The organism is Curtobacterium sp. PhB170 (assembly GCF_003752345.1).
Lineage (GTDB): Bacteria > Actinomycetota > Actinomycetes > Actinomycetales > Microbacteriaceae > Curtobacterium.
On sequence record NZ_RJUM01000011.1, the window covers coordinates 395,543 to 414,423 of the forward strand.

General features: G+C 72.1%; 19 protein-coding genes. 10 read left to right on the forward strand and 9 right to left on the reverse strand.

Features of this window, described 5'->3' with window-relative positions:
• Window positions 1-59 precede the first annotated feature (59 nt).
• Complete coding sequence (locus tag EDF40_RS12635) at window positions 60-1,127, reverse strand: hydroxyacid dehydrogenase (protein WP_148053830.1); 1,068 nt, start codon at window positions 1,125-1,127, stop codon at window positions 60-62.
• Window positions 1,128-1,256: 129 nt separating this feature from the next.
• Entirely contained in the window at window positions 1,257-2,360 is a 1,104-nt protein-coding gene (locus tag EDF40_RS12640) for a substrate-binding domain-containing protein (protein WP_123339778.1), read from the reverse strand.
• 109 nt (window positions 2,361-2,469) lie between these two features.
• Here EDF40_RS12640 and EDF40_RS12645 point away from each other — a divergent pair, with 109 nt between their 5' ends.
• Genes EDF40_RS12645 through EDF40_RS19245 form a run of 3 tightly spaced genes read left to right on the forward strand, consistent with a single transcriptional unit; the run spans window position 2,470 to window position 6,046 of the window.
• On the forward strand, window positions 2,470-3,453 hold the full coding sequence (locus tag EDF40_RS12645; protein WP_123294248.1) for a sugar ABC transporter permease: 984 nt from the start codon (window positions 2,470-2,472) through the stop codon (window positions 3,451-3,453).
• A complete protein-coding gene (locus EDF40_RS12650) occupies window positions 3,450-4,343 on the forward strand; it encodes a carbohydrate ABC transporter permease (protein WP_123339779.1) in 894 nt (297 codons plus the stop codon). Before EDF40_RS12645 ends, EDF40_RS12650 begins: the two co-directional genes overlap by 4 nt.
• A 47-nt stretch (window positions 4,344-4,390) precedes the next feature.
• On the forward strand, window positions 4,391-6,046 hold the full coding sequence (locus EDF40_RS19245; RefSeq protein ID WP_185003025.1) for an extracellular solute-binding protein: 1,656 nt from the start codon (window positions 4,391-4,393) through the stop codon (window positions 6,044-6,046).
• Between the two features lie 92 nt (window positions 6,047-6,138).
• Here the strand turns inward: EDF40_RS19245 and EDF40_RS12660 are convergent, their stop codons facing one another.
• Window positions 6,139-7,584 (reverse strand): amidase, encoded by a 1,446-nt coding sequence (locus EDF40_RS12660; protein ID WP_123339780.1) that lies wholly within the window; start codon window positions 7,582-7,584, stop codon window positions 6,139-6,141.
• Between the two features lie 55 nt (window positions 7,585-7,639).
• Window positions 7,640-8,506 (reverse strand): 3-hydroxyacyl-CoA dehydrogenase family protein, encoded by an 867-nt coding sequence (locus EDF40_RS12665; RefSeq protein WP_123339781.1) that lies wholly within the window; start codon window positions 8,504-8,506, stop codon window positions 7,640-7,642.
• Between the two features lie 80 nt (window positions 8,507-8,586).
• Between EDF40_RS12665 and EDF40_RS12670 the strand changes: the two genes are divergently transcribed.
• Genes EDF40_RS12670 through EDF40_RS12680 form a run of 3 tightly spaced genes read left to right on the forward strand, consistent with a single transcriptional unit; the run spans window position 8,587 to window position 10,928 of the window.
• Entirely contained in the window at window positions 8,587-9,351 is a 765-nt protein-coding gene (locus tag EDF40_RS12670; RefSeq protein WP_123339782.1) for an acetoacetate decarboxylase, read from the forward strand.
• A gap of 9 nt (window positions 9,352-9,360) precedes the next feature.
• Complete coding sequence (locus EDF40_RS12675) at window positions 9,361-10,044, forward strand: TetR/AcrR family transcriptional regulator (protein ID WP_123339783.1); 684 nt, start codon at window positions 9,361-9,363, stop codon at window positions 10,042-10,044.
• Complete coding sequence (locus EDF40_RS12680) at window positions 10,041-10,928, forward strand: alpha/beta hydrolase (RefSeq protein WP_123339784.1); 888 nt, start codon at window positions 10,041-10,043, stop codon at window positions 10,926-10,928. The genes EDF40_RS12675 and EDF40_RS12680 overlap by 4 nt, the downstream gene beginning before the upstream one ends.
• A gap of 99 nt (window positions 10,929-11,027) precedes the next feature.
• On the opposite strand, the gene EDF40_RS12685 is transcribed toward EDF40_RS12680, so the two are convergent.
• Window positions 11,028-11,927 (reverse strand): NmrA family NAD(P)-binding protein, encoded by a 900-nt coding sequence (locus EDF40_RS12685; RefSeq protein WP_123339785.1) that lies wholly within the window; start codon window positions 11,925-11,927, stop codon window positions 11,028-11,030.
• Window positions 11,928-12,034: 107 nt separating this feature from the next.
• On the opposite strand from EDF40_RS12685, the gene EDF40_RS12690 reads away from it, so the two are divergent.
• Window positions 12,035-12,382, forward strand: a complete 348-nt coding sequence (locus EDF40_RS12690) for a hypothetical protein (RefSeq protein ID WP_123339786.1) — start codon at window positions 12,035-12,037, stop codon at window positions 12,380-12,382.
• Between the two features lie 110 nt (window positions 12,383-12,492).
• On the opposite strand, the gene EDF40_RS12695 is transcribed toward EDF40_RS12690, so the two are convergent.
• Window positions 12,493-12,798 (reverse strand): EthD family reductase, encoded by a 306-nt coding sequence (locus EDF40_RS12695; protein ID WP_123339787.1) that lies wholly within the window; start codon window positions 12,796-12,798, stop codon window positions 12,493-12,495.
• An 85-nt stretch (window positions 12,799-12,883) separates the two neighbouring features.
• Window positions 12,884-13,300 (reverse strand): HIT domain-containing protein, encoded by a 417-nt coding sequence (locus EDF40_RS12700; RefSeq protein WP_123294238.1) that lies wholly within the window; start codon window positions 13,298-13,300, stop codon window positions 12,884-12,886.
• An 81-nt stretch (window positions 13,301-13,381) separates the two neighbouring features.
• Between EDF40_RS12700 and EDF40_RS12705 the strand changes: the two genes are divergently transcribed.
• Genes EDF40_RS12705 through EDF40_RS12715 form a run of 3 tightly spaced genes read left to right on the forward strand, consistent with a single transcriptional unit; the run spans window position 13,382 to window position 16,771 of the window.
• On the forward strand, window positions 13,382-15,046 hold the full coding sequence (locus tag EDF40_RS12705) for an ABC-F family ATP-binding cassette domain-containing protein (protein ID WP_123339788.1): 1,665 nt from the start codon (window positions 13,382-13,384) through the stop codon (window positions 15,044-15,046).
• Window positions 15,047-15,092: 46 nt separating this feature from the next.
• Window positions 15,093-16,001 carry a L,D-transpeptidase gene (locus tag EDF40_RS12710; RefSeq protein ID WP_148053831.1) on the forward strand — a complete coding sequence of 303 codons (909 nt, stop codon included), beginning with the start codon at window positions 15,093-15,095 and terminating at the stop codon, window positions 15,999-16,001.
• A gap of 11 nt (window positions 16,002-16,012) precedes the next feature.
• The gene (locus EDF40_RS12715) at window positions 16,013-16,771 is read left to right on the forward strand and encodes a 3-keto-5-aminohexanoate cleavage protein (protein WP_123339790.1); all 759 of its coding nucleotides are present in this window, start codon (window positions 16,013-16,015) and stop codon (window positions 16,769-16,771) included.
• Here the strand turns inward: EDF40_RS12715 and EDF40_RS12720 are convergent.
• Complete coding sequence (locus tag EDF40_RS12720) at window positions 16,768-17,295, reverse strand: gluconokinase (protein ID WP_123339791.1); 528 nt, start codon at window positions 17,293-17,295, stop codon at window positions 16,768-16,770. The genes EDF40_RS12715 and EDF40_RS12720 overlap by 4 nt on opposite strands.
• Window positions 17,292-18,842: a GntP family permease gene (locus tag EDF40_RS12725; protein ID WP_123339792.1), complete on the reverse strand. Its 1,551-nt coding sequence runs from the start codon at window positions 18,840-18,842 to the stop codon at window positions 17,292-17,294. Before EDF40_RS12725 ends, EDF40_RS12720 begins: the two co-directional genes overlap by 4 nt.
• Window positions 18,843-18,881 lie beyond the last annotated feature (39 nt).

Here is an 18,881-nt window from a genome sequence, read left to right on the forward strand (position 1 = left end):
GGTGGACGGGTGGTGGCGGCTGGTGGGTGGCGGCTGGTGGCGGCGGCTGGTGGCGGGCCTCAGGCCTGGACGGCGAAGCCGTCGGGGACGATGGGGTCGGTGAACGCGCCGGTGGCCGCGAACGCGATGGTCTCGCGCACCGCGTTGTCGGCGAGCCGACGCAGCTCGTTGCCAAGGGACCCGGCGATGTGCGGCGTGATGAAGGTGTTCGGCGTCGACCGCAGTCGGGCGTCCGGTGGCAGGCGTTCCGGCTCGGTGACGTCGAGGACGGCGGCCAGGTCGCCGCGGTCCAGGCGGTCGGCGAGGGCGTCCTGGTCGACGATCGCCCCGCGCGCGGTGTTCACGAGCGTGGTGCCCGGCCGCATCCGCCCGATCACGGCACGGTCGACGAGCCCCCGCGTCGACGGCAGCAGCGGCGCGTGCAGGGTGACGACGTCGCTCGAGGCGGCGAGGGTGCCGAGGTCGACGGCGGTGACGCCGAGCAGCGCAGCCTCGTCGTCGTCCAGGTACGGGTCGCTCACGAGCACGCGGACGTCGTAGTCACGGAGCCGTTCGATGACGGCCCGCCCGACGCGCGAGGCGCCGACGACACCGACGGTCACGCCGTGCATGCCGACGACCGGCCACGAGCCCTCGACGTCGACCGGGGTCTCGTCCGAACGCAGCGCGGCGGCGCTGGCGAAGGCCCGCTTGGCGGCGAGCACGATCACCGCGACCGTGAACTCGGCGACCGGGACGGCGTTCGCGGCGGCGCTCGACGCCACGGCGATCCGTCGCTCCCACACGTCGGTGTCGACGACGGGCTTGACCGACCCGGCGGAGTGCACGACGGCGCGGAGCCGCGGCATCCGGTCCAGACGGTCCGCGGACAGCACGGGGCTGCCCCACCCGGTGACGAGCAGCTCGGCGTCGGCGAGCAGCGGGAGATCGCGCGGGTCGTCCGGGTCGAGCGGACGGTCGGCGACCAGCCGGACGGCCTCAGAGGCGTGCAGGGCGGCGAGGTCGCCGGGGTCGAACACCCGGGTGAAGGTCGCCTCGGGCATCACGAAGGCGACGGGGACGGGCGAGCGGTGCGCGTGGTCGCGTCGGGCGGGCACCACGGGGGGCGTGACGGGGCGTGACGTCATCGTCGGACGGTTCCTCTCCGGGGGGTACGGCGTCCCCATGCCAGCGTTCGGCGGTGTGCGGAGTCAAGCCGCGGGGCGCAAACGCTCACGAAGCGAACACGACCGGCGCACGGATCGCGCGCCATCCGCTCACGGACCGAAGACGACCGCCGCGGTCGACGCCCGCACGCTCAGCGTCGGCGCCAGGGTCATGTGCCGACGGGCGAAACCGACCTGCGCCGTCGCCGAGATGCGCTCGAAGCACATCGTCGCCGCGAACCGGCCGACGTCGTTCTTCGGTGGCGCGACCGCGGTGAGCGGCACGCCGGCGAGCGCCGCGACCTCGTCGTCGTAGGCGACCACGGACAGGTCGTCCGGGATCGACAGGCCCATCTCGGTGACGGTCTCGACGAACTCGACGGCGTACTGGTCGGAGTGCACGAAGACGGCGGTGGTGCCGGTGGCGAGGCAGCGTTCGATGAAGGCCCTGGTCGATGCACCCACGCCCTGGTCGTCCGGGATGACCTGGACCGGGGCGTCGGGGTCGAGGCCGAGTTGCCGGACGGCGCGGTCGTAGCCGGTGCGGAGCTGCGGGGTGGTCGGGGTGTCGAAGACGGCCATGCCGATGCGGCGGTGCCCGAGTTCGGCGAGGTGGCGGACGGCGATGCCGGCGCCGGACTCGTGGTCGCTGCGGACGGACTCGAGCGCGGAGCCGACGGGGGCCTCGACCACGGAGCGTTCGACCACGACGACGGGCATCGGTGCGTGGTCGAGGAGTTCGAGGGTCGTGAAGGCGTCGGCGACGGTGGTGGTGACGAGCAGCCCGTCGACGCCGGCGGCGATGAGGCGTTCGACCTGCTGGCGTTCGCGGGCGGGTTCGTAGCGGGAGACGCCGAGCACGACGCGGCCGCCCAGGGCCTCGGTGCGTTCGGCGACGCCGGCGACGATCTTCGGGAAGTAGTAGCCGGGGTCGGGGACGACGAGCCCGAGGGTGAAGAGCGCGCCGCTGCCGTCGGCGGTGTCCCGGTCGGGGCGGGGTGCGGGTCGGTGCGGTGCGCCGGCGGTGGGCAGGGTCTCGACGGAGACGGCGCCGCCGTGCACGCGCCGGAGCACGCCGCGGTCGGCGAGTTCGGACAGGTCGCGGCGGACCGTCATGGCCGAGATCCCCTCGCGCTCGGCGAAGTCCGAGGCGGACAGGGTCCCGTGCACGCGGAGCTCGGCGAGGATCCGTTCGTGGCGTCTGGTCGGGTGCATCGTCGCTCCCAGTGTTCGATTCGTGTGCGGGTGAATACCGCGGCTTGACCGTCATCATACGGACGCCACAGGATGACGAAACCCCCAGCCACGTGAGCAAAGGAGCCACATGAGCGCGACGCTGGTCGATCCGACCACCGAGCCCCGGACCACCCGGTCCGGTGGTGCCCCGGCCCCGCGGAAGGTCCCGTTCCTCGCTCGGCTGCGACGCGACTACCCGCTGCTGCTCATGGTGGCGCCGGCGGTGGTCCTGCTGCTGCTGTTCGTGTACGTGCCGATGATCGGCAACGTCATCGCGTTCATGGACTACCAGCCGTACATCCCGATCGCCCAGAGCCCGTGGGTCGGGTTCACGAACTTCCAGCTGATGTTCGCCGACCCGGAGTTCTGGCGGGCGACGGTGAACACGCTGGAGATCACGTTCCTGCAGCTCATCCTGTTCTTCCCGGTGCCGATCGCGTTGGCCATCCTCATCCACTCGCTGGTGTGGCCGTGGCTCCGGGCGACCGTGCAGTCGGTGCTCTACCTGCCGCACTTCCTGTCGTGGGTGATCGTCGTGGGCTTCTTCCAGCAGTCGCTCGGGTCCGGCGGTGTGGTCAACCACACGCTGCGCCAGCTCGACATGGGGACCATCGGGATCATGAGCGACCCGGAGACGTTCAAGCTGCTGCTGACGTCCCAGGTGATCTGGAAGGACGCCGGTTGGGGCACGATCATCTTCCTGGCGGCGCTCGCGGCGATCGACGACAACCTGTACGAGGCGGCCGCGATCGACGGGTCGGGAGCGTGGAGCCGGTTCTGGCACGTCACGCTGCCGGGCATCCGGCCCATCATCGTGCTCCTGCTGATCCTGCGGCTCGGCGAGGCCCTGTCCGTCGGGTTCGAACAGATCATCCTGCAACGGAACGCCGTGGGAGCCGATGCCGCCGAGGTCCTCGACACCTACGTCTACTACCACGGCGTCGTCGACGGGAACTGGTCCACGGGCATCGCGGTCGGTCTGGTCAAGGGCCTGGTCGGGTTCGTCCTCATCATGGCGGCGAACAAGGCCGCCCACATGCTCGGTGAGCAGGGAGTGTATTCACGGTCATGAGCACCATCGCCCGTCCGGTCTGGGCCGGAAAACCCACACCCGTCGTCCTCGCACTCAAGGCCGTCGCGATCGTCCTGATCCTCGCCGTCGTGCTGTTCCCGTTCCTCATCGTCTTCTCGACGAGCGTGTCGAGCCAGGCGGACGTCACCGCAGCCGGCGGCTACGTCGTGTGGCCGCGGTCGCTCGACCTGTCCGCGTACGTGCAGATCCTGTCCGGCGGGGTCGTCACCCGCGCCGTGGTGGTCACGTTGCTCGTCACGGTCGTCGGGACCGTCATCAGTCTGGCGTCGACGGTGCTCGCCGCGTGGGCGCTCAGCCGACAGGGATCGCTGTTCCAACGGCCGCTGCTGACCTTCGTGCTCGTCACGTTCCTGTTCGCGCCGGGGATGATCCCGCTGTACCTGATGGTGAAGCAGCTCGGACTCCTCGACAACTACTGGGCGCTGATCCTGCCGAGCGCGTTCAGCGTGTTCAACATGGTGGTCGTCCGCGGCTTCATGATGAGCATCCCGCAGGAGCTCATCGACAGCGCGAAGATCGACGGCGCCGGCGAGTTCCGCATCCTGTGGCAGCTCGTCCTGCCGCTGTCCCGCGCGGTCATCGCCGTCGTCGGCCTGTTCTACGCCGTCGGCTACTGGAACGCGTTCTTCAACGCGCTGCTCTACCTGTCGGACTCGACGAAGTGGACGCTGCAGCTGGTACTGCGCACCTACGTCCTGCAGGGCTCCAGCCTGGTGTCCGGCGCCGGGTCCGACGCCTCGATGCAGCCGCCGGCGGAGTCGATCCAGATGGCCGTCGTGATGATCGCGATCATCCCCATCCTCGCCGCCTACCCCCTGGTGCAGCGCCACCTCACCAAGGGCGTCCTGACGGGCGCCGTCAAGGGCTGACACGGCCCCACCACCCCACTGCCACCCGACGCTTCACGGGAGAAACCATGACCGACACCACCACCGGCGGCCTCAGCCGCCGGACCCTCATCTCCGGCGCCGCCTTCGGCCTCGTCGCCCTCGGCGCCGCCGGCAGCCTGACCGGGTGCTCCACCGGCGGGAACGCCGCGACCATCTCGGACAAGGTGGCCGCGCTGCCGACCTACGTCCCCATCACCAAGGGGCCGAAGCCCGACCTGCCCGGCAACGGCGTCGTCCAGCCCGTGTACTACTCGTACCCGAAGGACAGCGAGCTCTTCACCTCGGTCACCGGCAAGGTCGGCGACGGCGAGAAGACCACCGGGTTCGTCGTGACCTACGCGGCGCCGCCGCCGGCGCAGAACTCGTTCCTCGACTACATCGGCGGCCTGACGGACACCGAGTACGACCTGACGTTCGTGCCCGGCGACTCGTTCGCCGCGAAGTTCGCGACGATGACCGCCGGCAACGACATCCCGGGCATCGTCGAGTTCCTGACGTTCGCGATGCCACCACGGTTCCCGCAGCTGCTCGACGCGAAGTTCGCGGACCTGTCGGAGCACCTCTCCGGCGACGCCGTCAAGGACTACCCGAACCTGGCGAACATCCCCACCGCGTCGTGGCGGAGCGCCCGCATCAACGGGAAGATCTACGGCGTCCCCGAACACCGGCCGCCGTTCGGGTCGGTGATGATCTGCCGCCCCGACCTCATCGAGCAGCTGACGGGCGCAGCACCGGCCCCGAAGGACAAGGACGAGTTCACCGAGCTGTGCACGGCCGTCACCGACGCCAAGGCCGGCCGGTACGCGATCGCCGGCCAGGGCGGGGCGAGCGGTGTCGACTGGGCGTACGACTTCATCGGCGCCACCTTCGGCGTGCCGAACCAGTGGGCGATGTCGAAGGGCGGCGAACTCACCCACAAGAACGAGACCGACGCGTGGCTCGAGACCCTCAGCTACGTCAAGAAGCTCTGGAACCTCGGCGTCTTCCACCCGGACACCCCCAGCCTCGAGAGCGCGAAGGCGAAGACGTACATCAACAACGGCACCGTGCTCATGCACCTCGACGGCATCTCCGCCCTGCTCGACGTGTCGATGCCGAAGGGGATCGTCACGGGCGGCATCGTGCCCTTCGGTGCGACGGGCGGCCCCGGTGCGAACTACCAGGGCACGTCGAGCTTCTCGTTCGCCGCCCTGAAGAAGACGACACCCGAACGCATCAAGGCCCAGCTCCGGCTCATCGACTACCTCTCCGCACCGTTCGGGTCGAAGGAGGCGTTCACGCTGACCCACGGCGAGAAGGGCGTCCACCACACCGGCAGCGGCCCGGACGCGACGCTGACGAAGGCCGGCGAGCAGACCATCAACGCCAGCGCGCTGTACCGACTCGGCGCCGGCCCGCAGGTGCTGAACACCGCGGTCCGCATCGACGAGCAGCTGCGGCAGTCGCACCAGTACCAGACCAAGACCCAGGACATGCTCGTGAAGAACCCGGTGGACGGCTTCTACTCCCCCTCGGCCGCGGCGACGGCGTCGGCGAGCACCGCGTTCAACAGCGTGTGCAACGACTACGTGCTCGGGCGGACGAACCTGGCGAAGGTGAAGGCCGCACGGGCGACGTGGGTGTCGGCCGCCGGGGACAAGATGCGCCGCGAGTACTCCGAGGCGATCGAGAAGCAGAGCTAGCCCGGGCGGCGGCGGGTCTGGCCGACTCGGATCGACATCATCGACGTCGTACGACGACGATGATGTCGTTCCGCATCGATCTCCCCAGGCGGTCAGGCGGTCCAGGCAGCCGGGTGCCGCCGCTGCCAGCGCAGCCGCCGCTCGAGCTGGGCCCCGATCGCGAGCAGCACCCGCTCGCCCCCTGGACGCCCGATCAACTGGACGCCCATCGGCAGGCCACCGCCGTCCGGGTGGTCGTCGGCGGTGACCCCGACCGGCAGGGTGATCGCGGGGAGCCCGGCCACGTTCGCCATCGAGGTCCACGGCGAGTACGCGCACTGGCGGCGGAAGTCCTCGTCCGGGTCGTCGCCGTACCAGCCGAGCGGCCGCGGGGTCAGTGCGAGGGTCGGTGACAGGACGGCGTCGAACCGGTCGAACGCACCGATCAGCGTCGCCGAGAACGTGTCGAGCGCCGTCATCGCGTCGAGCACCTGCGTGCCGGTGAGCCGCCGTCCCCGCTCCACGAGCCACGTCACCAGCGGCGTGAGCGCCGCCAGGTCGATGCCGGGGACCATCGGCAGCCGCGCCGCGGAGCTCTCCCACGCCACCCGGAACGCGTCGGCGTACGGCGCCCGCGGCATCCGGACGTCCTCGACGCCGTGCCCCAGTTCGCCGAGCACCCGCACCGCGGCCTCGACGGCAACGCGCGCCGCGGGGTCGACCACGACGTCGACGGTGTCGTCCCACGGTGAACCGTCGAGCAGCCCGACGACGAAGCGGCCCTCACCGCGGACGGCCGCCGCTGTGAACGGGCCGTCACCGCGGGACGGCGTGACCAGGGCGTACGGCGACGGTCCCGGCAGGCCGGTCGGCGCGACGAGGGCGTCGAGCAGCATCCCTGCGTCCGCGACGGACCGGGTCAGCGGGCCGGCGACGGAGAGCCCGCCGACACCGGAGCGGCCGGGCATCGACGGCACCCGCCCGCGGCTCGGCTTCAGACCGACGAGTCCGGTCGCTGCGGCCGGGATCCGGACCGATCCCCCGCCGTCGGACCCGACGGCCACGGGCAGCAGCCCGGCCGCCACGGCGACCGCCGCCCCGCTCGACGATCCCCCGGGCGCGCGGGTCGTGTCGTACGGGTTCCGCGTCACGCCGAACCGGGTCTCCGACGACGAGGACATCCCGAACTCCGGTGACGCCGTCTTGCCGAGGCTCACCGTGCCGGCGGCGTCGAGCGCCGCGACGAGCGGGTGGTCGGCCCCGGCAGGGCGCTCCGGCAGGCTCGCGGTGCCGGAGCGCGTGGGGACCCCGGCGCGGTCGTACAGGTCCTTGTCGGCGGACGGGAGGCCCCACAACGGTCTGGACGTCGGCACCAGGTCCCCGAGACGGTCGGCTCTCGAGCGCGCGGCGTCCGCCGTGACCGTCACGAACGCGCCGAGGGCCGGGTCGAGGCGCTCGATGCGGGCGAGGTAGTGCTCCGTCACCTCGAGCGCGGTCGCCTCCCCCCGGCGGATCCAGTCCCAGAGTTCCTGCGCGGCGAGGTGGTGGAGTTCGAACACGGTTCCCGAGCCTAGGCGGCGACGGTGCTGGTCGTCCGACGGTGCCGGTCGTCCTTCAGTGCTGGTCGTACGCGTAGAAGCCGCGGCCGGTCTTCACGCCCAGGTGCCCCGCGTCGACGTACTGCCGGAGCAGCTGCCGCGGACCCTCGGGAAGGTGCGGGTCCTCCGCCGCGTAGTGCTCCTCGATGTCCAGGACGACGTCGAGCCCCACCTGGTCCATCATCCGGAACGGCCCCGCGGGCGAACCGGTGTTCACCGCGAACATGGCGTCGACGTCCTCCGGCGTGGAGACCCCGTCGGCGACGACGGCCAGGGACTCGCGCTTGATGGCCGCCCAGATGCGGTTGAAGATGAACCCGGTCGACTCCTTGCGGGCGACGAACGGCCGGACGCCGTAGGTCGGCAGGACCTCGAGCAGCAGGTCGATGACCGCGGGGTCGGTCTCCCCGTCGCTCATCAGGTCGACGGCGTTCTGCGCCGGCGGCATGTAGAAGTGCATGTTCAGCACGCGCTCGGGGTGCTCGACCTCGTCGATCACGAGTCGGCTCGCGTACGACGACGAGTTGCTCGCCAGGATCGTGTCCGCCCCGACGGCGCGGTCGAGCTGCCCGAACACCGTCGTCTTGAGGTCGAGGCGCTCTGGGATCGCCTCGACGACGAGCCACGAACCGGCGACGGCCTCGTCCAGGTCGTCGAACGCGCGGACGGTGCCGACCGCGCCCCCGTCCCGTGCCGCGGCGAGCGCCGGGAGCTCGCGCTCGACGTACTCGACGGCGGCCGTGCGGACCGGCTCGGCGAGGTCGTACACGCGGGACTCGCCGCCGGCGCTGGCGAACACCAGGGCGATGCGACGGCCGAGGGTCCCACCGCCGATCACGGTGACGGGTCGGTTGCGGATGTCGGTCGGCAGGGAGAAGCCCATGGTGTCCTTCGTTCTCGGGTGTAGGTTCGATACACAACGTACTCAGTACGGAACGTATCGCAACTCGACAAGGAGTTCCCATGCAGGCCTCGGACGTCCTCCGCCACGCCACCACGCCCCTCACCGCGCCGGTCTACCCGCTGCGCCCGACGCGCTTCACCGATCGCGAGTACTTCAACGTCGTGTACCGGACCGACCCCGACGCCCTCCGCGCCGTCGTGCCGGAGCCGCTGCGGGTCGACGCGCCGCTGGTCCGATTCGAGGTCATGAAGATGGGCGACGTCGACGGCTACGGCCCCTACGTCGAGTCCGGTCAGGCGATCCAGGTCACCCACGACGGCGAGGTCGGCGAGTACCTGCACGCCATGTACCTCGACAACTCCGCGGCGACGCTCGCCGGTCGCGAACTGAGCGCCTACCCGAAGGTGCTCGGGACCCCGGGGTTGCGCGTCGACCAGGGCGCCCTCGTCGGCACGCTCGACCGCGGTGCCGAGCGTGTGGCGACGGCGACCATGGCGTACCAGTGGGAGCCGATGGACCCGGTCGAGGCCGCGGCGCAGATCACGGTGCCGACCTGGATGGTGAAGCTCGTCCCCGACGTGACGACCCTGGGGCTGCGCGCCGCCGACCTCGTGCGGACCGAGATCACCGACATCGTCGTGAAGGGGGCCTGGACCGGGCCCGCCCGCCTGCAGCTGTTCGAGCACGCCCTCGCGCCGATGGCCGACCTGCCGGTTCTCGAGGTCATCAGCGCCTCGCACGTCCTGACCGACCTGACGCTCGCGCCGGTGCGGTCCGTGCACGACTACCTGGCCGACCCGCGCCGGTCGGACGACGCCTCCTAGGATGAGCCGATGTCCCCACGAGTGAGCGACGACACCGCCGCACCCGCCCGCCCCACCCGGCGGCGCAGCAGCACCCGCGCGGAGCTCGTCCGCGCGGCAGAGGCGCTGTTCGACGAGACCGGCTCGGCCTCGGCCAGTGTCGAGGCGATCGTCGCGCGTGCGGGGTTCACGCGCGGGGCCTTCTACTCGAACTTCGCGACGACCGACGAGCTCTTCTTCGCGGTGTACGAAGCGCAGGAGGCCGTGGTCGTCGAGCGGCTCGAGGACGGCTTCCGGGCCGCGCTCGGCACGACCGACCCGCAGTCCGTCGACGCGATCGTCTCCGGTGTCCTCGGCGGCCTGCCGCCCGAGGGCAAGTGGTACGCGATCCGCTCGGTCCTGCTGTCCCGGGCGCGACACGAACCCGAGCTCCGGGCACTGCTCCGAGTGCACACCGACGCCTTCCACGCGGCACTCGAACCGCTGCTCGTCGAGTCGGTCACGGCCCAGGGCCGGCGACTGACCGTCGCGCCGGACGTCTTCACCCGTGCGGTCGTCGCCGCACACGTCGGCGCGGTCAGCCAGACGGTGCTCTACGACGATGCCGCGACCATCCGCGTCGCCGCGGTGCGGGGCGCACTCCTCGGACTCAGCGAGCCGGTGCGCGAGGCCGACGACACCGACGACACCGACGACGCAGGAGGTACCGCGTGATCGTCCCCGAAGCCGCGGTCCCGCTGTTCCTGCGGGCCACGCACGCGAACGCGCCGTTCGTCACCGAAGCGGGAGCGCACCGAGCCGTCCGCCGACAGGCCCTCCGCCCCGAACCCTTCGGACCACCGAAGCGCCTCCGGCCCGACGTGCGCGTCGACGTCCACCGTCAGGGCGGCTCCCCCGTGTACACCGTGACCCCGAGCCGACAGCCACCGCTCCGCGACCTCGTGTACGTCCACGGCGGCGGCTGGGTCCACGAGATCGCCCCGCAGCACTGGGCGCTCATCGCCCAGCTCGCCGCCGAGGCGCGCGCCACCGTGACCGTGCCGATCTACCGACTCCTGCCGGACGGCAACGCCCGACAGGCACACGACCTGGTCATCGACGTCGCACGCCGCGTCATCGACCAGCGCGGACGGGTGCAGCTCGCCGGCGACTCCGCGGGCGGGCAGATCGCGCTGTCGGTCGCCCAGACCCTGCGCGACCAGGGCGTACCGTCGCTCCGGACCGTCTTGGTGTCACCGGCGCTCGACCTCGGCTTCTCGAACCCGCGCATCGCCGAGGTGCAGCCGAGCGACCCGTGGCTCGGTCGCGACGGGGGCCGTGTCCTCGGTCACCTGTGGGCCGACGGCCTGTCGATCGACGACCCGGTCGTCAGTCCCCTGGCCGGTTCGTTCCACGGCCTCGGTCCGATGATCGTCCACACCGGGACCCGCGACGTGCTCAACCCCGACGCGCACCTGCTCGTCGCGGCCGCCCGGGCCGCGGGCGTGGACGTCACGCTGCGCGAGCGCCCCGGCGCGCTGCACGTGTTCCCCCTGCTGCCGACGCGCAGCGGACGAGCAGCACGGCAGGAGATCGTCAGGGCCGTCCGCGGCGCCTGATCGTCAGCGCAGCACCCGGCCGGCGCGTGCCCGTGACGGCCACGGCGGCGGACCGTCGGCCGTCCTGCGCGACGCGGGGCGGGCCTCCCGGTCGGACCGTCAGACGCCCAGGTGAGCTGCGAGCACGTCGCGGACGCTCGTCCACCCGTGCGGACCGGAGCGGTCGGCGTCGACGTGGTGGAGCTCGGCCTCGCCGCTGAACATGCTCACGAAGTACTGCATGCCCTGCCAGGCCGGGAACGGTTCGGCGTCGTCCTTCGACAGCCGACGGCCGATCCGTGCCATCGCCGACAGCGTGCCGGTCGTCCCCGCCCACTGCAGCCGGAACGGGGTGCCGGTCAGTCGGGACATCGTGTCGGCGATCGACCGTGCCGTCACGCGGTCACCGGCGACCTCGACAACACGGGGTGCGTCCGCGTCGAGTGCGACGAGCGCCGTCACGCGCGCGACGTCGTCCTTCGTGGTGAAGTCGAGGACCTGGTCGGCCGACGACCAGTAGAGCACCCGCTGGCGGTCGAACAGGATCAGCGGCGCCTGACCGGTGAGCATGTCCGTGAACGCCCCGTTCAGCACCGAGGTCGCACGGATCGGTGCAGCGTCGAGGGCGGCGGCGAACTCGCGGCGGAGCTCGAAGTTGCGGTTCGAGCCGGGCGTGATCGAGCGGTAGTCGGCGGCGTAGTCCGAGGGGATGAACCGCGGGACGCCGGCCTGGACCGCGGCGTCGAGCAGAGCGCGCTGGGCGTCCACGATCACGGCGCGGGTACCGCTGACGGTGGAGACGACGACGTCGACCCCGGCGAGCGCCGTGACCAGCGCCGGTGCGTCCGTGTAGTCCGCGATGACGACGTCGATGCGGTTGTCGTCGGCGAACTGCCGCTGGGCGCCGGTGCTCGACGGGCGGGTGAGGACGCGGACGCGGGTGTCGTGCTGCAGGAGCTCGCGGACGATGCGTCCGCCGAGGTCTCCGGTGGCGCCGGCGACGAGGACGGTGGTGATCATGGCCGCCACGCTACGGGTGCGCGGGTGCGGCGGGCACAGGTGCGCTGGCCACAGGTGCGGCGGCGCCGGTGCGCTGGCGCCGGGTTCGGTGGCCCTATCCTGCGGAGGTGGACACGACTCTCCCCTCCGGCACGACGAAGCGCCGGATCGAGCTCCGGCTCGCTCGCCCCCTGCTCACCTGGTTCGCCCGCCCGACCGTCACGATCGACGGGGTCGGGCACCCGGCGCAGTGGGGCACCGGCACGTGGGCGGTCGCCGACGACGGCCGGACCGTGATCGGGGTGTACCTGTTCAACCGGGCATGGCGCTTCGGTGCGGCGACGGTGACCGTCGGCGATGCCGAGGTGCTCGAGTACCGCGCGGGTGTGCTGCCCGTCGGCGCGGGCCGGTTGGCGCCGGTGCCGGTGCCGGGCCTGCCGGGCGTGCCGGACCTGCCGGGCCGAGGTTCGCGCTGAGCGACTCTCCACGCGGCGCGGGACCCGAGGAGTGTCGCTGAGCCCGAAACCCGGGCACGGGCACGGGCCCGGCGCCCGGCGCCCGGCGCCCGGCCTGGCCCGGCCCGGTGCTACTCGTGCTCGATGTCGGAGAACAGGCCGGTGAACGTGACGCCGGTGCCGCCGAGCCGCTCGAAGAACGCGCCGGCCTCGGCGGTCGCCACCGCGTCGGAGGCGTCCCCGTACGAGGCGAAGTACAGGTCGAGGGTGCGGTGCGCCGGTGTGGGGGTGCCGTCCTCCTTCGGCCAGACCTTCGCCGCCTCGAGCCGCTGCAGGCCGGGCAGCTCCGCGGCGAGTGCCTCGAGTTCCACGTAGGACTGCTCGAACGCCGACGGGTCGGCCGGGTTGTCGATGATCAGGGTGATCTTCGTGGTCATGGTGTGCTCCTGCGGGTGTCGGTGGGACGGGTGACGGGTGCAGCGCCCACTCCACTCCGTTCCGCGCACCGCTGCCCGGGATCGGCTACTCGAACATCTCGGCGAGGAGTGCGTGCGGGTCACCGTCGACGACGTGTGCCGAGGGCGGCTCCGGCCAGTGCGTCGTGCCGTCGTCCGGCCAGCACGGCACGACGTGGAAGTGCAGGTGCCGCACGCTCTGCCCGGCATCGGCGCCGGAGGCCTGCAGCACGACGGTGCCGGTGGCGCCGAGTGCGCCCCGCATCGCCCGGGCGACACGTTGCGCGAGCGCGACGGTGGCGGCCAGTGCCACCGGGGCGGCACCGAGCAGGTCGTCGGCGTGCTCGACCGGTACGACGAGCGTGTGCCCGGGTGCGAGCGCGGACCCGGGCAGCGGCGCGAACGCTACGGCGTGGTCCTCGCGCTCGACCCACACGGCCGGTTCGTCGCCGGCGATGATCGCGCAGAAGACGCAGGATGCCATCCGTCCAGTGTGCTGCACCCGGAGCACCTGGCGCTCCGAGGTCGGTGCCGTGCGCGCGCCGCCGCGTGGGACGATTGGCGCATGACCGCCACGCTCGTCGCCAAGGGCCTGTCCGGCGGGTACGCCGCTCGCACGCTGTTCGACTCCCTCGACCTCACGGTGGCACCGGGCGACGTGATCGGCGTCGTCGGCGTGAACGGTGCCGGCAAGTCCACCCTGCTCCGACTGCTGGCGGGTGTCGACGAGCCCCTGGCGGGCACGGTGTCGCTCGCGCCCACCGACGCGTTCGTCGGCTGGCTCCCCCAGGAGCACGAACGGATCGCGGGCGAGACCGTCGCCGCGTACATCGCCCGACGGACCGGCTCGGCCGAGGCGACCGAGGCCATGGACGCCGCGGCTGCCGCGCTCGGCGACCCGGACGCCGGCGACGCCGCCGCGGACCGCTACTCGACGGCGCTCGACCGCTGGCTCGCCGCGGGCGCCGCTGATCTGGAAGACCGCATCCCCGCTGTCCTGGCCGACCTCGGCCTCGAGACCGGAGCCGGTGACGACGGCGTCGGACCGGACTCGCTCATGACCGCGCTGTCCGGTGGGCAGGCCGCTCGGGTCGGGCTGGCGGCGCTGCTGCTGTCACGGTTCGACATCGTCCTGCTCGACGAGCCCACGAACGACCTCGACCTCGACGGCCTGGACCGGCTCGAGGGGTTCGTCCGGGGCCTGCGCGGCGGGGTCGTGCTCGTCAGCCACGATCGGGAGTTCCTGGCACGGTCGGTGACGAGCGTCCTCGAGCTCGACCTGGCGCAGTCGTCCAACCGGCTGTTCGGCGGCGGGTACGACTCGTTCCTCGAGGAGCGCGAGATCGCCCGGCAGCACAAGCGCGACGCGTACGAGGACTACGCCTCCACCAAGGCCGACCTGGTCTCCCGCGCCCGCACACAGCGCGAGTGGTCGAGCCAGGGCGTGCGCAACGCCATGAAGAAGGCCCCGGACAACGACAAGATCCGGCGCAAGGCCGCCTCGGAGTCGAGCGAGAAGCAGGCGCAGAAGGTCCGCCAGATGGAGTCCCGCATCGCGCGGCTCGACGAGGTCGAGGAGCCCCGAAAGGAGTGGCAGCTCGAGTTCACGATCGGCAGCGCGCCCCGGTCCTCGGCCGTCGTGGCCACCCTGTCCGACGCCACCTTCACGCAGGGCGACTTCACGCTCGGCCCGGTGTCGCTGCAGGTCGACGGTGGCGACCGCATCGGCATCACCGGACCGAACGGCGCCGGCAAGTCCACGCTGCTCCGGGCACTGCTCGGCAAGCAGGTGCCGACGACCGGCACCGCCTCGCTCGGGTCGAGCGTCGCCGTCGGCGAGGTCGACCAGGCCCGTGCGGCCTTCACCGGCGACCAGTCACTCGCCGCGGCGTTCGAGGCGATCGTGCCCGAGTACACGACCGCCGACGTCCGGACACTGCTTGCGAAGTTCGGGCTGAAGGCCGACCACGTCGGACGGCCCGCGTCGGCGCTCTCCCCGGGCGAACGGACCCGCGCCGGCCTCGCGCTGCTGCAGGCCCGCGGGGTGAACGTGCTCGTGCTCGACGAGCCGACGAACCACCTCGACCTGGTGGCCATCGAGCAGTTGGAGCAGGCACTGGAGTCGTACGACGGCACGCTGCTGCTCGTCACGCACGACCGGCGCATGCTGGAGACCGTCCGCCTCGACCGGCAGTGGCACGTCGACGCCGGCCGGGTCACCGAACGCTGACCGGGTCACGAACGCTGACCGACACCAGGAGCACAGGGGGATGCCGATGCGACGCAGGGGCTGGATCGCCGTGGTCGGGGGTGCGGCTGCGCTCGCCGTCGCGGCCGCCGTCGTCGTCGGGGTGACCGCCGACCGTCCGGGCGCCGACCCGACCCACACCGCACGGGCCACCGCGACCGCGACGCCGACCCCCACCCCGACGCTCGCGGCCGTCCCCCGCGCGCCGTCGGCCGCCACCCTCGCCGCCCTGCCGCTGGCGTTCCACGACGGCGTCGTCCCCGAACTGCTCGACGGCGGGGACGTCCGTCCCGCGGACACCTGGCAGATCGCCACCCCTCGGAACGACCTCGTGGCCCTGTACGCCAGCCCGTCCAGCCACGCCCGCCCGGTGGCCACGCTGTCGCACCGGGTGTCGACGATCGACCTGCCCGCCGCCACCGCCGTCTGGGGCCGGTCGCCCGGAGTCGACGGCGGCATGCTCCTCGTCTCGACCCCGGCACGGAACCGCACCCCGGGTGACGGCGGCGACCCGGACGCGCCGAGCGCCACGTTCGCCTGGGCACGGGCAGCCGACTTCACGGTCACGGACACCGACCGGACGATCCGTGTCGACGTCGCCCGGAGCACGGTCTCGGTCGTCACCCGGAGCGGCCATGTCGCCGCGACCGAGGCGGCCCGGCTCGGCACCCCCGAGGACCCCACGCCGTCCGACACCGCCACCTACGTCGAGGCGGCGTACGTGGACACCCGCGTGACGTACACGCAGGGCAACCCGATCATCCTGACCGGGGCGCACTCGTCGCGGATCCCGTCGTACGGCGGCAACGCGGCACTGACCGCGCTGCACTACTACCCCGACCCGACCGGCAGTTCGCACGGGTGCGTGCGGATCTCGGCGGAGATGACCCGCACCCTCGCCGCCCTGCCCGTCGGCACCCCGATCCGGTTCAGCTGAGGAGCGACCACGTGCCCGACCTGCAACTCGCCCTGAACGGCGACACCACCCACCCGGCGATGCCGCGCACACCGGAGGAGATCGCCCGCGACGCGGCAGCGTGTGTGGCGGCGGGCGCGACGCTCCTCCACCTGCACGCCTTCGACGACGACGGCGCCGAGTCGCTCGCCGCCGGACCGGTCGGCCGGATGCTCCGCGCCGTGCGGGCGGCGTGCCCGGGGATCCCGCTCAACGTCACGACCTTCGCAGCGATCGTGCCCGACCCCCGCGAACGCCTCGACCTCGTTTCCTCGTGGACGGAGCTGCCCGACCTGATCGCCGCGAACCAGGGCGAGGACGGGATCGACGACGTCACCGATCTCCTCGCGCGACGCGGCGTCGGCGTCGAGGCCTGCGTCCTCAGCACTGCCGACGTGGAGCGGTTCGTCCGGAAGGGTGGACACGACCGGTTCGTCCGACTCGTGGTGGAGCCCCTCGAGCACGACGCCGACGACGCGCTCGCGCTCGACGCCGAGATGGAGTCGATCGTCCGGGCCGCGGGGGTCCGACTCCCCCAACTGCACCACGGCATCGGCGCCGCCTCGTGGCAGGTGAGCCGACGGGCGCTCTCCCGGGGCCACGCGATCCGCACCGGGCTCGAGGACACGAGCGTGCTCGAGGACGGCACAGCGGTGACGTCGAACACACAGCTCGCCGCCGCTGCAGCGCACCTGGTGTCCGAAGCCAGCCGCGCCGACACCGGATCCGGCTCGGACTCCGACAGCAGCTAGCGGCCGTCGCCGAGCCCGAGCCGCTCCACGACCTCGGCGCTCTCCTCCTCCGGAGTGCGGTCGGCCGCGATCGTCAGGTGCGCCTCGTCGTCCTGCGGCGGCTCGAGCGTCGCGAGCTGGGACTGCAGCAGCGACGTCGGCATGAAGTGGCCAGACCGCTGCGACATGCGCTGTTCGATCAACGCGCCGTCACCGGCGACGTGCACGAACACCACGCCGGGCGCCCGCAGCACGTCGCGGTACGACCGCTTCAGCGCCGAGCAGGTCACGACACCGTGCGTGCCGGCGTCGAGGTGCCCGCGGATCCAGCCGGCGACGACGTCGAGCCACGGCCAGCGGTCCTCGTCGGTCAGTGGCGTGCCGGCGTGCATCTTGTCGACGTTCGCCTGCGGGTGCATGGCGTCGCCCTCGGCGAAGTCCCACCCGAGCTGCTCGGCGACCATCGCGGCGACGGTCGACTTGCCGGAACCGGAGACCCCCATGACGACCAGCACGCAAGCGTCGAGAGCGGAGTCGCCGCTCATCGGATGAACACCCCGGCCAGCAGCACACCGAGCAGACCGAGCACCGAGATGAGGCACTCGAGCACCGTCCACGTCTTGAAGGTCTGTCCCACGGTGGTGTTGAGGTAGCCCTTGACGAGCCAGAACCCGGCGTCGTTGACGTGCGACAGGAACACCGAGCCCGCACCGATCGCCAGTACGAGCAGCGAGGTCATCGGCGTGGACAGGTCGGCGGCGATCGGGGCCATGATGCCCGCCGCGGTCACGGTGGCGACCGTGGCCGACCCGGTGGCGACACGCACCAGGGCGGACACGACCCAGGCGACGAGGAGCACCGAGACGCCGGAGTCCTTCACGGCGTCGGCGATCACGCCGCCGATGCCGGTGTCGATGAGCACCTGCTTGAACCCACCGCCGGCACCGACGATGAGCAGCACCCCGGCGACCGGGGGCAGCGCGCTCTCGAGCGACTTCGCCACGGCGGACCGGTCCATGCCGCCGCCGATCGCGAAGAAGACCATCGCGTAGATCGCGGCGATGCCGATCGCGATCATCGGCGACCCGAGGAAGTCGAGCAGGCTCACCCACGAGCCAGCGGCGTCGGGCATGGTCGCCTCGCGGACGGCCTGGGCGAGCATGAGGACGACGGGCAGCAGGATGCCGATGAGCGCGACGGTGAACGACGGGCTGCGGGGCTCGCTGATGACGCGCGTGAAGTCGCTCTTGCCGCCCGGAAGGGACGCGGTGTCCTGCGTGGCGGGGCCGCGCCGGGCCTCCCGTCCGCCCGAGGCGGGGTCCTGCGGACCGGACGCCGACCTGGAGTCCGACCCACGCGACCCGAACATGTCGGGCGCGGGGATGTCGACCCAGCGGGCCGCGAACTGGGCGAACACCGGCCCGGCCAGGATGATGACCGGGATCGCCAGCACGATGCCGAAGGCGAGCGTGGTGCCGAGGTTCGCGCCGACGGTCGAGATCGCGACGAGCGGGCCGGGGTGCGGCGGGACGAACGCGTGCATCGTCGACAGGCCGACCAGGGCGGGCACGGCGATCTTCATGATCGGCACGGAGCTGCGCTTCGCGACGAGCACGATGATCGGGATGAGGAGCACGAGGCCGACCTCGAAGAACATCGGCAGGCCGATCAGCGCACCGATCAGGGCCATCGTCCACGGCAGCGCGGCCTTCGACGACCTGCGCACCAGGGTGTCGACCACGCGGTCGGCGGCGCCGGAGTCGACGAGCATCTTGCCGAACATCGACCCGAGGCCGACCAGGATGCCGACGCTCGTCATCGTCGCTCCGAAGCCGTTGCCGAAGCTCACGACGGCCTTGTCCGGCGCGAGCCCCGCACCGATGCCGACGCCCAGGGCACCGATCACGAGCGCGATGAACGGGTGGACCTTGAGCCAGGTGATGAGCGCGATGATCACGACGATGCCGACCAGGGCCGCGATGATCAGTTGCGGGATCGGCCCGGACGGGTCGACGGTCTCGGTACCGCCGCCATCGGCCGCGAGGACCGTGCCCACGGGGTGGGCGAGCAGGTGGACTGGAGCGTGAGGCATCGGTGCCCCTTCCTGGAGCCGCTGCCGCGCGGCTCCGTC